Genomic DNA, 14,340 nt, shown 5'->3' with positions numbered 1-14,340 from the left:
CTTGCCACTACTGAATCGACATAGACAAAATGAGCACTTATGCAAATATTTGTCTATATTTTTAGTTATAGTTAATTGCTCCCATTGCCTACTATAAAGCTGCCTTTAAATTGCAACCATAACCCATCGTCTGCTGGACTTGTCGGTAACTGGTATAGCGATTCAAAATAAAATCATAATATGCTTCAGGACTTGCAAAGTTAGCCGGCAAATTCTCTTTTTCAGCTTGCGGCAATTGCACATCTTTTAGCAACGCTAGATTGTAATGCCCCAGCCGATACAACTCTGAAAAATAGCCATTCATCATGTCACAATATGCAATTTTAGTCGGCTTCAACGCAGTACTGCTCACGAGATGCTGATTTAAACTTCGCAGGTTATTTACATCTAATGGAAATTGATGTGAAAACGCAATGCTTTCCACTTGTTTGAACTGCTTAAAATCTTGAGCTAATTTAGTATTTAAAGCATCTATACGTTGCTGCAATGCTACTGCATCCTGCACCTGATATTTTTGAGGATCAACTTGCTGTACTTTTGGTTCTTCACGACAAGCCACTAAACCCAGCACAGTAAGTAAAGCACCGTAAACTAATGGTTTCATTTATTTACTCAATCATTTCACACTTGTTAGACATTATGCCTGAAAAAAAGTGAAAAGAATGACTAAAACGAACCTGTACTTTCCCCCTCCTACATAGTTAAAGTTTAGTGCTGATATTTCTAGAATAAATGATGAATATGATTTGCCAATTTTTATAGACTTGGGCAAAGTAGATAAAAACTGGAGTAAATAATATGGCTTTATTAAAACAACTGAATATAAAACATCCTATTTTTCTTGCTCCAATGGCGGGTGTTTCAACCCCTGAACTTGCTGCAGAAGTTTCTAATCAAGGTGGATTAGGCTCGCTTGGTTTAGGCGCACATACAGTCGAAGCTGCGCGTGAACAAATCATTCAAACTCAAGCCCTCACCGACAATTCATTTCAAGTAAATTTCTTTTGCCATGAATCCACACCACTCAATGAACAGATTGCACAGGCATGGATTACACAATTTGCGCCAATTTTTGCCCAATATGATGTCACCCCACCTGCACAACTAAAATGTATTTATCCAAGCTTTAAAGACCATGATGATTATTTAAATCTGGTTTTGGAAACCCAACCACAAGCAGTAAGTTTTCATTTTGGAATTCCACATGAGCATCAAATTCAAGCATTAAAAGATGCAGGAATCATCACCATGGTTTCTGCTACAAATTTAGCCGAAGCTCAGGCGATTGAAGCAGCAGGAATTGATATTATTATTGCGCAAGGGATTGAAGCTGGTGGGCACAGAGGTGTTTTTAATCAGGCATTTGATAGTGCTGTGAAAACCAGTGATTTAGTGCAACTGATTCATCAGCATTGCACAACACCTGTGGTCGCTGCAGGTGGAATTATGAATGGTCAGCAGGCCAAACACATGCTTAACCTTGGTGCATCTGCCGTACAACTGGGTACTGCGTTTGTACAATGTAAAAGTTCAAATGCCAATGCGGCTTATCGGCAAGCTTTGTTCCAACAAAACATCACCCAAATTACAGAAAGTATTTCTGGACGTCCTGCACGTGGTTTGATTAATCACTGGCACACAAAGATTGATACACCTAATCGTATCGCTGTGCCTAGCTATCCATACACTTACGATCTCGCCAAACAATTACATGCAGCAGCAGTCAAACATGGTGAGCAAGGTTATGCGCCATTCTGGGCAGGCAGTAATGTTAGCCAAATTCGTGAATTAGAAGCTGCAGATTTAATCAATCAATTGGTGCTAGAGATGATTCACGCACATTAAACAAGAATACAACCGCTCTGCTTTAAACAAGCAAAGCGGTTAAGAGTGAAATTTTAACTATAAAATCAAAATCTTAAATGCTAATCAAGTATCCAGTAAATTAACACTTTCTACTTGTACATCACTCATGATTTCACCATGTGCCAATAACTGATTGAAGTAGTCCTCCACCACTTTAAATTGTTCGGCAGTACTTTCAACTTTATACATGTTTTGGCGAAACTCATTACTTGAACGTAAACCTTTGGTGTACCAAGCAATGTGTTTACGTGAAATTCGACAACCTGAATATTCCCCATAAAACTCATAAAGCTCGGCTAAATGCCCCAATAAGACTTTTTGAACTTCTGCAATACTCGGTGCGGCAAGCAACTCCCCTGTTGCTAAATAATGTGCAATTTCCCGAAAAATCCACGGACGTCCCTGTGCTGCACGTCCAATCATAATGGCATCAGCACCTGTGTAATCTAGTACATATTTGGCTTTTTCAGGGCTATCTATATCACCATTGGCAATGACTGGAATCTGCAACATACTTTTCACGTCTTTAATCAGTGAGTAACGTGCATGATTTAAATACATATCTTCACGGGTACGACCATGCAAAGCCAAAGCGGCAATACCGGCTTGTTCCGCACGCTTTGCCACACGTAAGATATTTTCCTGACCATTTAAAAAACCCAAACGGGTTTTAAGGGTTACAGGTACATCAACCGCAGCAACAACTGTGTCTAAAATACGTGCCACCAAATCTTCATCTTGCAACAAGGCAGACCCCGCCAATTTATTACAGACTTTTTTGGCAGGACAGCCCATATTGATATCAACAATTTGCGCCCCGTTGGCCACCTGATAGCGTGCTGCTTCCGCTAAATCATGCGGATCTGAACCTGCAATTTGTGCAGAAATTGGCGCAAGCTCCCCATCAAAATTGGCACGATACAAACTCTTTTTACTCATGCGCAAAGTTTTGTCAGATGTCATCATTTCACTGACTGCATGCCCAGCTCCAAAGTATTTGCACAGTGAGCGAAATGGCCGATCAGTAACGCCTGCCATTGGGGCAACAATCAAATTATTTGACAGTTGATAGGGACCAATATACATATATATTCTTAACTTTAATGATTGGCATAGTATACTGCATCTGCCCTTTGGGCTCATCCATTTGGAACGAGTTTTCCCTATCTATGAAAGACACTGTATTCACTTCTTTGATGAAACCCTTCAGCGTGCTCGCCTTATACTTAAGCTTAGCAGCCTGTGGAGACAGCGCATGGTGGTCTAAGGACAATGAGCCAACCTTGGAAGCAGAACATATTCGCAAACTGATTCCTAACCGTGTCAGTGAACGCAGTGCTTGGGCTAAAGATATTTATGATATTTCTGAGCAATTAGGTATTCCACAAACCAAAGAAAATATGTGCACCATTATTGCTGTGGTTGATCAGGAATCCAACTTTGTAGCAGACCCGCAAGTTTATGGTTTAGGCGAAAAAGCTGTTAAAGAAGTACAAGATCGTTTGGATGAAAAATTTAAAGATAAACTGGGCGAAGCAATTGGCGGTACGGTTGCAGGCTATTTTCAGGATGTGCTGAAAAATCACCCTAGCCCTGAAGATAACTATTTGAGTCAAATGCGTCGGGTAAAAACTGAACGTGAATTAGATGAACTATACCGTGAAATTTTTGACTACATGGCAAAGCATTATCATGTTTCCGCACTAACAGGTGCTGCCAAACTGTTTGGTCAAAATATTGGTGAAAAACTTAATCCAATTACCACTTTAGGTTCTATGCAAGTGCATATTAGCTATGCCAAAGAGCATAAACGTCAAAGTGGTAACATCGCAGAGTTACGCAGTGATCTATATACCCAGTATGGTGGCTTATATTATGGGATTCATCGTTTAATGATGTACCCTGCTGACTATGATCAACCGCTATACCGTTTTGCTGACTATAACTCGGGCATGTATTCGAGCCGCAATGCTGCATTCCAAAGTATGCTGAATGATTTAACCGAAGCTGAACTCGATTTAGATGGTGATTTACTTCTTTACGCTAAAGATGGCGGTGTGCGTAATGCAAAGAGTGAATCAGAACGTGAATTAATTGCTGTTTTTGCTAAACATAATATTTTGGTTACACCACGACAAATTCGTGCAGACTTAAAAAAAGAAAAAGAAAAGAAATTTGAAGATACTGCGACCTATCTGGCTGTCACTAAACTCTATAAAGCACAAACGGGCAAAGAGCCATTTTATGCCATGATGCCACAAGTGGTGATTTCAGGGCCTAAACTGAGTCGAGATTACAACACCAATTGGTTCGCAACACGAGTCAATGGACGTTATAAAACATGCATACAAAAAGCCAAAAATATAAAAATCTAGCCTTATTTGATTTTGATGGCACCCTGTGCAGCAAAGACAGTTTTACGGGGTTCATTTTCTATGCCTTGTCTAAACGACACATTATCAAACAAGGTTTAAAAACCTTACCGTGGATTCAGGCCTTTTATTTAAAAGTCTATCCTGCACATGCCATGCGCCCTAAATTATTTAATGCTATGTTTAAAGATGCAAGTACAACTGAAATATTAGCACTTGCACAACGCTATGCAGCAGATTTAATGCATGATCTAAACCCACAACTATTACTACAATTAAAGCAACATCAATTCAATGGTGATGATGTGGTGGTGGTTTCTGCGAGTGTGGATATTTATTTGCAGTATATTTGTCAGCAATTAAATGTTGGTTTGATTTGTACCGAAACAGAAATTGAAAGTCAGCAATTTACAGGGCAATATTCAACACCTGATTGTAGTCGGGAACAAAAGCAAATTCGGATTTTAGAACAGTATGATTTAAAAAATTATGCTGCTATTTATGCGTATGGCAATAGTGATGAAGATGAAGCTATGCTGAGTTTAGCAACCCATCCATATATGGTCGGTGTAGATCAAACCTTACCTGAAATTATGGCTTATAAAAAACTGGCTTGATAAAGCCTAGTAAAAGTATTATTTTTAGGGGGGGATTACCACATAAAAAAAGCGGCTCATCTAAGCCGCTTTTCTATATCATTAAAGATATATTTATCACTGTTTGATGAATCACTTACTAATCTAAAATTTCATAAATGATATTCATGCTTATTTCTTGAATGGAAAAGCATATTTCACAATACGTTTTAATACACTGCCGTATTGCTTAACCAAGCTAGCATTGTTGTAGTTCAAGCCATATTTTTCACACACAGCTTGCACTTTTGGCGCCATTTGACGATAACGACGCGCAGGCACATCTGGGTACAAATGGTGTTCAATTTGATGGCTTAAATGCCCTGTCAAAATGTGGAATGCTTCTGAACCTGTAAGATTAGATGAACCACGAATTTGACGCATATACCAATGTCCACGGCTTTCATTTTGCATGACTGACTTTGGAAACACTTCTACATCTTTAGTAAAGTGACCGCAGAAAATAATACTAAATGTCCAAATATTACGAATACCATTCGCAACCAAATTACCTGTAAATACTGGCAGAGCTGATGGCCCAGCAATTAGTGGGAAAAACACATAGTCTTTGAACAATTGTTTGCCAATTTTCTTCTGCATTGGCTGCCATTCTTTTTTAGCTTGTGCTTTGCTTTTTCGGCCATTCAAAATTTTACCAATTTCTAAATTCTGAATCGCAACGCCCCACTGGAACAATAAGCAGAACGGGATACTATATAAAGGTTGTAATAAATAGCCCGATCTCCAACGCTGTTCTGGGAACAAACGCACTAAACCATAACCAATATCATCATCCATGCCTTTAATATTGGTATAGGTATGATGTTTGAAGTTATGGGTTTGACGCCAGTTGTCTGAAGTACCCACAGTATCCCATTCATAGCTTGCGCCATTGAATTTAGGATCATTCATCCAGTCATATTGACCGTGCATGACGTTATGGCCTAACTCCATGTTTTCCATGATTTTGGCAAAGCCTAATAGCCCTGTACCCAATACCCATGCTGGCGGAAACCAACCAGCAAACAATAAGGCACGACCTGCCATTGAGCTATAACGAATCGTTGAGTAAACACGGCGGATGTATTTCGCATCTTTTTCGCCAATATCATCCAAAACTTCTTGTTTAATAGCATCTAATTCACGTGCAAGCTCATCTAATTCTAATTGAGTGAGTTCACGGTTTTTAGGATTGCGAAAGTATTCTATTTTCACTGGCATATTCATAATCGAAACTCGCTTATAAATCAATAATTAAATCTGTTTGTGCTGAGTTAACACATATTTTTAACTGGTTATTTGGTTCACTATTTTGAACACTATCTACCAAGTTTTTTGTTGAGCCTTCAGCTTTATTACATACGCATTTATGGCAAATACCCATGCGGCAACCATATTTCGGTTTGATATTTTGCTGCTCTAGGCTTTCTAAAATTGATTTGCCTTTTGGAATGGTCACAATCTTTTTAGATTTAGTTAAGGTGACTTGTACCAAGCCCACATCGTCCCCTAAAACAGGGGTCATGCTAAAAGCTTCAGTTTTAACCACAGCAGCCTGAGTAAACAGTTGTTCAACCTGAGTAGTAAAACCAGATGGGCCACATGCAAATACGGTGCTCTGATCCATATTTGCCAAGTCTTGTAGATGTTCCGCATTTAAACGACTGTGTTTCAAACTCGGCTCTTGGGTATAAAATACTTGCAATGTAAAGTTAGGAAATTGCTCTGCCCAAGCTTCGAATTGTGCTTTAAAAGCTGCATCTGCAAAGGTTTTAACCCAATACAGTAAATGAATTGAAGTACCACCCAAACGGCCTGACTGCACCAAATTCTGAATGAAGCTGTACATTGGCGTAATGCCACTGCCCGCTGCCAATAAGATTAAAGGCTGCGTTTGAGCAGGCAATTGCATGTCGCCATAAGGTGCACCAAATTCTAATGTGTCGCCCAACTTAGCCTGCTCAACCAGCCATGTACTGACTTTGCCCTGATCGACCTTTTTCACGGTCAATAAAACATGTTGTGCATCTAACTGAGTCAAACTATAAGTTCGCTCATAGCGTACACCTTGAATGTTTACATAAACTGGATGATGCTGACCTGCTGCACCCATTTGAAACTTTTTATTGACTTGTAGTGTGAGACTCACCACATCTTTTGCGGTTTGCTCTTTTTTTACAATTTTGCCGAGTGACTGATTCACCGACCATAAAGGATTTACTTTTTGCAACCAGAAGTTTGCTGCATAAGGGTCTAACACAGCCGTTGCAAGACTACTAAGGGGAGATTTTCTTTTTTCAGTTAGCTGCATGATTCAGCACCACCCGATGAAATTTTAATTATTATACACATGTATATATATTTGTATATACACTTGTATTGTTTCTAATCATTTCACAAGTACTAGCGCAGCCGCTATAATGCCTCTAAGCTTATAAATTATTGAAAATATGACTCAACCTGCCATGAAAACAAACCATGATGTGACTTTCCCAGAATCTGAAACGGTTCGTGAGCCTCTTGTCGTGCGTACGGTTGGGCGAAAAGCCACCATTACCAAACAAGAGCTATTTCAGGCAGCATTAAATTTAATTGGCCCACAGAAAAGTATCGCCTCGTTAAGTTTACGTGAAGTTGCACGTGCAGCAGGCATTGCACCAAACAGTTTTTATCGTCATTTTAAAGATATAGATGAACTTGCAATTGAGTTGATTGATCGTGCAGGTGTGGTCTTACGTCAAATTTTGCATCAAGCACGCTTAAAAGCATCTAAACAAAACAGTATTATTCGCAGCTCGGTTGAAGTATTTATTGAACAATTAGATACCGATGAAGGCAATTTAAGTCTGTTATTACGTGAAGGGTATACAGGTTCAATTCCATATAAACTGGCAGTAGAGCGTCAATTGAACTACTTCCAACAAGAATTGCAGGATGATTTAATTCGTCTAGAACGCTTAAATAACAGTAAGCTGGCGCATCCTGATATTGCAGCCAAAGCGATTACTCAACTGGTGTTTAATATGGGCGCCAAAGTGATTGATATGCCCACGGCTGAACGTAAAGAAACCGCCGAACAAACCATGATTATGATTCGTATGATTTTAGAAGGCGCACGTCATTTGGATGAAGCTAAAATTCGATAAATCTAAACTTTGCTCCTCTCTATCAAAGCGGCTTTGTGAATACAAAGCTGATTTTTTATTTGGAATGAATCTGTTTTGATATACAGCATAATTTACTAAGCAGAAAACCACAACGTCACTTTATGACGCAGAAATTCGACAATAAATCCCAAACTTTCTATGATAATAGTGTAATAACAACAAACTAAAGGAAAAATATGCTCTTTCTTGATGACACGAACGATGCACAACCGCAACAACAATTCAGCCTCGATGTATCACAAAATGCTGCCTCTATTCAGCGACACATCTTAGCACTCTGTCAAAAGCATAAACCTGAAGTGATTGTCGCTGAAGGTATAGAGGCAAATTATATTTTAGAAAATTTACCTGAAATTCAACCTCACTGCGGTGCCATTGCCCTCAAACAACCAACGCTAGAAAATGTTTCTTTTGAAAAGTTACAACAAGCCTTTTTACAACGTGGGCAACAGCGTTTTTATAATGTAATCGTGATGCTATCTCAGGATCATCCTCAATTTAAACAATTGAGTCATTTATTTTATATGATCAAACCCGATGCTAACTTTGAGGCAGAAGTCGAATATTTACTCAATACCTACTTTCTACTAGGTGATGCAACAGACACAGATTAAATGACAAACCCTAAATAGCAAAACCTGCATGACACAACTAAAGTCAAAAAATAAAGCACCCGAAGGCGCTTTATTATGGATACAGTAGATACAGATTTACTGTCACTGATTATGGCTTAACCACCACCATCACCTGAATGGCTTCAGGCGTAACCGACAAACCATCCAACAAACTCAAACCTTCTTTTTGCAATTTCTGTAAGCGTGTAATTTCATCTTCACGAATACTTGGGTTAAATTGCTTTAAATAGCTTAAACGGTCAATTTCGTATTGCCATTTTTTGCTATATACATCTTTGGCTTGTTGCTTAAATTCAGGCAACGCAGCTTTGGCCAATTCCAAGGCTTGTGTATAACGTGCTTCGATTACATCGCGGCGTGCTTTCACCACTTGGCGGCAACTGTTGCCATCTAAATGATGTAAATAAGGTTTTAAAATTTCAGGTGCAATTTTTTGCGATAAGTCCTGACCTTTTTCACTCAATAAAACACGAACAAGTTGCTGCGGCAGACTCGATGGCAAGTTCAGCGCTTTCGGTGCAATTACATCCACTTTAAACCAAACTTCCAGTAATATCGAACCTTGTGGCAAGGCAGCAGATTTTAATACTGCAACGTTAGTACTACCGAACCCTTGAGTATTGATCATTTCCATCACACTTTCTGTGAATGGATGCTCTAGTGTTAGATATTGCGCATCTTCACGAATTTGTGCCTGATCACGATAAAAAGTCGCAGTCATGCCCTCTTCGTCTAAAGTCAAACCTTGAACTTGCATTTGATCCGTAGGTTTAATAATCACTGTACCGTTACTTTGCTCATCGAAGTCAATATTGGTCGAGGCCATAAAGCGCTTCATAAATATTGGCAAAGTGGTATTGTCATCATACTCTTCAAGTGCCTGCACAATTTCTTGTGCTACCACAGGACGGCATGAGTTGTACTCCAACAAACGATCTCGGCCTGCTTGTAATTCTGCTTCCAACGCTTCTCGCTGTACGCTTACTGCTTCCAATAAATCTTCAAACTGTTGTCCCAAATCTGCAAGTAAGCAGTCTTTTAAATCGACAATAAAGTTTTCTTGTAAGGTTTGTGCAGTTGGGGAAATGTTGCTGAAAATATTAAGTGCTTCGTTGTACCAACGGAACATACGTTCTTGTGCTGTACCAATTAAATATGGCACATGAATCTGAATACGGTTTTCCTGACCAATACGGTCTAAACGACCGATACGTTGCTCCAATACATCTGGGTTGGCTGGCAGGTCAAACAAAATCAGGTCTGAGGCAAACTGGAAGTTACGTCCTTCAGAACCAATTTCAGAACACAATAAAATTTGTGCGCCGTAAGAGTCTTCTGCGAAATACGCTGCCGCTTGGTCACGCTCAAGTAAGCTCATACCTTCATGGAACATTGCTGTACGAATACCTGCATGTAGGCGCAGCGCATTTTCAAGCGCCTCTACTACAGGGCCGCTACGCGCAATTAAAAGCACTTTTTTGTGTTTTAAATCGCTGCGCAAACGCTCCATTAACCACATCACACGTGGGTCAGTTTCCATCCAGCTACCATCGAGCTGTGCTTCTTCTGGCCACATTTGTTCACGTAATTTACCATCTTTAGACCAGTTTTCTGGTGCAGCCAATGGCGCAGGCTGACAATCACGACCTGGGAAACCTTGAATTGCTTCACGCGTGTTACGGAACAAAATACGCCCTGTACCGTGACGATCTAATAATTCGTGGATAGCACGGAAACGCTGCTCGGTATTATCTTCAATGCGATGTCCCAACAAACCTTCCAATGCTGCAAAATGGTTTTCTTCCAATGCAGTATCTGACATTAACACTTCAGCAATTTTTGCCGTATGTTGATATTGTGCTTCTTCATCCAAGAAACGATCTAGTGAACTAAAACGTTGTGGGTCAAGCAAGCGTAAACGTGCAAAATGGCTTTCTACACCCAATTGTTCAGGCGTTGCTGTGAGTAATAACACCCCTGCCGTTTGTTCTGCTAACTCTTCGACCAGATCATAGCGGTCATTGCCGCCTTCTTCTTCGCTCCACATTAAGTGATGCGCCTCATCCACCACCAGCAAATCAAAACCGGCTTCTAGGGCTTGCTCACGTAAATCATCGTGGTCAATCATTAAATCGACTGAAGCAATAATACATTGTTCAGTTAAAAATGGATTCAGGTCAGGGTCATGTTCTTTAATAGATGCTGTGCGGGTTAGATCAAACAAAGAGAATTGCAGATTGAAACGGCGACGCATTTCAATCATCCACTGATATTGCAGAGAATCTGGCACCAAAATCAGGATACGTTCTGCACGCCCTGTTTTGAGTTGCTGATGGATAATCAAACCTGCTTCAATGGTTTTACCCAAACCAACTTCATCTGCTAACAGTACGCGTGGTGCAAAACGCTTACCCACTTCATGTGCAATATAAAGCTGATGCGGAATTAAACCGACACGTGAACCGACCAAGCCTCGTAATGGACTGCTTTGCATATTGGCTTGCATCAACATCGCTTCAATACGCAGGTCGTACCATTCTTTATAATCAATTTGGCTGGCAAGCAAGCGGTCTAAAGGTTTAGACAGTTGAATACTGGCCCCTATACGGGTTTCATTCAGTGATTTATGTTCTTCTGTGCCATCGGCTAAACGGCGTCCGACGTTATAGCGCAGCACCCCATGGCGGTCTTCTACAGATTCAACCGTCCACAGATTGCCTTCTTGGTCTTGAACTTCATCATTTACATTAAAAATAATACGCGATAAAGGTGCATTGTTGCGTGCATAGACACGGGTTTCATCACTTTTAGGGAATAAAATGCTGACCGATCGCTCATCTACATCAATCAGAACACCTAGTCCTAATTCTGTTTCTGTGTCTGATAACCAACGTTGACCAATAGCAAACTGCTGCAATTTTTCCACCTTTATTTAGAAGTTAGGACGTATAAATTTTTGCGCAAAACTTGATGAGTATTTGAGCAAAAATTCAGTGCGTATAGCAATATATTTTGACATAAAGCGCACTAAAAAGAGAGCCTAAAGCACAGGCTTTACATAATCTTTTTAGCTTAAAATGGGACTGGGCAAACAAACTGCACACGTTGTTCAGTTTGCGGATGCAAAAAACTCAATTCGGCAGCATGTAAACACAAACGCGGCATGAGTTGTTGTTGTTCTGGCGTAGCATATAAGGTATCGCCAATAATCGGATGACCTAAATATTGCATGTGCACCCGCAGTTGATGTGAACGCCCTGTAATCGGAGTTAGCTCTACACGGGTCACGGTTTGCCCCTGCAATTCAAACTGTTCCAACGCACGCCAATGCGTTAAAGCTGGTTTGTTATGGGTTGCATCGGCAATATGTAATGGAGGATGTGCAGGATCATACACCACAGGCACATCTACAGTGCCTTCACCTTGCAGTTGCCCTGCTACCAATGCTTGATAGGTTTTGTCGGTTTGGCGCTCTTGAAACTGACGTGAAATTCGCTTTTGCGCCCATTTGCTTAAAGCAAAAACCAAAATGCCAGAAGTATCACGATCTAAGCGATGTATCAGCAAAGTACGTGGTTCAATTTTAACTAAACGACTAATCAGACAATCTTGCAAATCGACTGTTTTACCTGGAACTGTGAGTAGACCTGCGGGTTTATGTATCACCATAAACTCATCATCACGATGAATCAGGTGTTCGCTTAGAAAATTACTCAATTTCAATTCCAGGCCGATCGTGAAAATAAGGCGGCAATGATAAAAAGCCTGACACAGAATTACAATGCAAAATTTGCGAATTCCAGATGAATTTTCCGATTTACATTCCTGAATCCGACAATCTGCTGGATTTTAAATCAGACCACTTTTAGAAATGTGTTTTTATGACGTAGATGATATGGGTGACTTTAAAATCTGCAGCAATTGCAACAAATTTAAGCTCGGTTGATAATCTTCATAACGGATATTGGCGCCATTGGCTCGCCACAATCCAACTAAGCTGACTATTGCCACAGAATCGAGCCCATAATCTTTTAAAGCAACATGTGGATCAATTTCTAAGGCTTCCATATTGAGCTGTTCTGCAAGAGCGAGCAAAATTCCTTTAGGGGAAAGAACATAGTCGGATGGTGCAGTTAAACTCCATAAACGATTCAGCGTATAGCTATTTACATGATGTAAGCCTTGCTTGGAAATAGTATCAATCCATTGAATATGCTGCTCTAAATTGGACAATAAAATGGCGTCATCCACCACACAAATTGTTTCTGTGACACTTTGCAAATAAGGCAAAACCTGTTTCAAAGCGGGTGTGATCTGCCCTGCAAAAATAAGCTGTGGATGACTCGCTGCATATTCTCCAAGTTGCTGCATCCCTTGAATCAGATCATCGCCATATAAATCGACAATTGGAATATCAAGTGCTTTGGCTTTGTTGCTAATTTGAATCAGATGCTGCATGAGTTGGCTTTCTAAAGCCCCAGACAAACTTCTGATATGGTGTAAACCGACTAACACTAAAACTGAAGTAGATGCATGCAGTGACCATTTGGCTTGTGATGCTGCCAATTGGATTTTTTTAGGCATGGGGTAAAACATGAGCGGCTCTTAAAAACAAAGTAATACTTCAATCATTCGATGTTTATTGTAGTTTACAATTGAGTTATCTTTTTGATGTTATTTTCCAAACCTTCATTATCATATGTTATTCCCAAGTAGAAATGTCCTACCTTAAAACCAAATAGAAATGTCCCATACAGACATTATGTTAAATAAGCATACAATTTGTTTCTTAATTCATTTAAATAGTTATTTTCTTTAATAATAGGAATTCCATCACTATGTAAGATGAGATCATTAATTGATCCCATTCCACCAAAACTAATACGCAATTGATACTTTGCATAATCGGGATCTTCTTGAAGACATAAGAGCATATTCTTATATGATTTTTCCCAAATTTTTAAATCAAACTCTTCAAATAATGCTATCAGCTTTTAAATTATTAAGGCTCTAGACTTTCAATTTCATTGTTCATCAATTATTTAATTTCCCTAAAATTAACATAGTACAGCTTATACGCAATTCAATTTTTTATTCCATATAAATCACACTCTTACAGCATTCCAAAAAGCCCATTCATACCTGAGTGGGCTTTTTTAATGATTTGTCAGGTTCCACGCTTCATGTTGGAACAACTTTAGTTGAGTTTATTGAATTGAGCTAATCAATTTCTATTTTGAATTAGCTTTGCTGCGCCAAAAACTTCTCAATCGCCACCTGAGCAATTTCCGCATCTTCAAATGACTTGACGCCAGACACACCTATTGCACCCACCAATTGCTCTTGATAGATAATCGGCTCAGCACCTTCGAGCATGCCTGAAAAACTGTCTAGGCTGAGAAAACCTAATTGTCCATTTTTAATCAAATCTTCCAACAATTTAGTTGGGCAACGGCTGAGCGCAGAACACTTGGCTTTTTCCAAACTCAAACTTGCTGTCATTGGCGATGCACCATCCATACGTTTCATCGCCAAAGCAGAACCTGTTTCATCGACCACTGCAATACTGACATTAAAGTTATTCTGAATTGAGTATTGATGGGCTTGGTCTAATAAAAATTCCGCATCGCTTAAAGTCAAATAATGTTTGGTTTGCATCTCGCTA

The 14,340-nt window shown here is 39.7% G+C and carries 13 protein-coding genes; 5 read left to right on the top strand and 8 right to left on the bottom strand.

Annotated elements, in window-relative coordinates; translation table 11 throughout:
• Window positions 1-91 precede the first annotated feature (91 nt).
• Window positions 92-604 carry a hypothetical protein gene (locus tag HHA41_RS08510; protein WP_104852169.1) on the bottom strand — a complete coding sequence of 171 codons (513 nt, stop codon included), beginning with the start codon at window positions 602-604 and terminating at the stop codon, window positions 92-94.
• Window positions 605-798: 194 nt separating this feature from the next.
• Here HHA41_RS08510 and HHA41_RS08505 point away from each other — a divergent pair, with 194 nt between their 5' ends.
• On the top strand, window positions 799-1,845 hold the full coding sequence (locus HHA41_RS08505; protein ID WP_168461353.1) for a nitronate monooxygenase: 1,047 nt from the start codon (window positions 799-801) through the stop codon (window positions 1,843-1,845).
• 84 nt (window positions 1,846-1,929) lie between these two features.
• Here the strand turns inward: HHA41_RS08505 and dusB are convergent, their stop codons facing one another.
• Window positions 1,930-2,952 (bottom strand): tRNA dihydrouridine synthase DusB, encoded by a 1,023-nt coding sequence (gene dusB / locus HHA41_RS08500; RefSeq protein WP_168461352.1) that lies wholly within the window; start codon window positions 2,950-2,952, stop codon window positions 1,930-1,932.
• A gap of 83 nt (window positions 2,953-3,035) precedes the next feature.
• On the opposite strand from dusB, the gene HHA41_RS08495 reads away from it, so the two are divergent.
• Together HHA41_RS08495 and HHA41_RS08490 are read left to right on the top strand one after the other, a co-directional pair.
• Window positions 3,036-4,241, top strand: a complete 1,206-nt coding sequence (locus HHA41_RS08495) for a DUF1615 family protein (protein WP_168461350.1) — start codon at window positions 3,036-3,038, stop codon at window positions 4,239-4,241.
• Window positions 4,208-4,855, top strand: coding sequence for an HAD-IB family hydrolase (locus HHA41_RS08490; protein WP_168417956.1), 648 nt, complete (start codon window positions 4,208-4,210; stop codon window positions 4,853-4,855). Before HHA41_RS08495 ends, HHA41_RS08490 begins: the two co-directional genes overlap by 34 nt.
• Window positions 4,856-5,005: 150 nt before the next feature.
• Here HHA41_RS08490 and HHA41_RS08485 read toward each other — a convergent pair whose 3' ends face one another.
• Both HHA41_RS08485 and HHA41_RS08480 read right to left on the bottom strand, forming a co-directional pair.
• Complete coding sequence (locus HHA41_RS08485) at window positions 5,006-6,100, bottom strand: acyl-CoA desaturase (RefSeq protein WP_168417957.1); 1,095 nt, start codon at window positions 6,098-6,100, stop codon at window positions 5,006-5,008.
• Between the two features lie 13 nt (window positions 6,101-6,113).
• Window positions 6,114-7,184 carry a ferredoxin reductase gene (locus HHA41_RS08480; RefSeq protein WP_168417958.1) on the bottom strand — a complete coding sequence of 357 codons (1,071 nt, stop codon included), beginning with the start codon at window positions 7,182-7,184 and terminating at the stop codon, window positions 6,114-6,116.
• Window positions 7,185-7,338: 154 nt separating this feature from the next.
• Here HHA41_RS08480 and fabR point away from each other — a divergent pair, with 154 nt between their 5' ends.
• Together fabR and HHA41_RS08470 are read left to right on the top strand one after the other, a co-directional pair.
• Window positions 7,339-8,019, top strand: a complete 681-nt coding sequence (gene fabR / locus HHA41_RS08475) for an HTH-type transcriptional repressor FabR (protein ID WP_168461349.1) — start codon at window positions 7,339-7,341, stop codon at window positions 8,017-8,019.
• Window positions 8,020-8,216: 197 nt separating this feature from the next.
• Entirely contained in the window at window positions 8,217-8,654 is a 438-nt protein-coding gene (locus HHA41_RS08470; RefSeq protein ID WP_168461348.1) for a hypothetical protein, read from the top strand.
• 109 nt (window positions 8,655-8,763) lie between these two features.
• Here HHA41_RS08470 and rapA read toward each other — a convergent pair whose 3' ends face one another.
• The 4 genes from rapA to HHA41_RS08450 all read right to left on the bottom strand — a co-directional run bounded on the left by rapA (window position 8,764) and on the right by HHA41_RS08450 (window position 14,333).
• Window positions 8,764-11,601, bottom strand: a complete 2,838-nt coding sequence (rapA, locus tag HHA41_RS08465; RefSeq protein WP_168461346.1) for an RNA polymerase-associated protein RapA — start codon at window positions 11,599-11,601, stop codon at window positions 8,764-8,766.
• Window positions 11,602-11,747: 146 nt separating this feature from the next.
• Window positions 11,748-12,392, bottom strand: a complete 645-nt coding sequence (locus HHA41_RS08460; RefSeq protein WP_168461344.1) for an RluA family pseudouridine synthase — start codon at window positions 12,390-12,392, stop codon at window positions 11,748-11,750.
• A 162-nt stretch (window positions 12,393-12,554) separates the two neighbouring features.
• Complete coding sequence (locus HHA41_RS08455) at window positions 12,555-13,271, bottom strand: acyl carrier protein (protein WP_168461343.1); 717 nt, start codon at window positions 13,269-13,271, stop codon at window positions 12,555-12,557.
• A 645-nt stretch (window positions 13,272-13,916) separates the two neighbouring features.
• Window positions 13,917-14,333, bottom strand: a complete 417-nt coding sequence (locus HHA41_RS08450) for a heme-binding protein (RefSeq protein ID WP_168417964.1) — start codon at window positions 14,331-14,333, stop codon at window positions 13,917-13,919.
• Window positions 14,334-14,340 lie beyond the last annotated feature (7 nt).

The sequence above is a fragment of the Acinetobacter sp. A1 genome (genome assembly GCF_012371315.1).
Classification (GTDB): domain Bacteria; phylum Pseudomonadota; class Gammaproteobacteria; order Pseudomonadales; family Moraxellaceae; genus Acinetobacter.
This window is presented reverse-complemented; position numbering and strand designations above follow the sequence as displayed.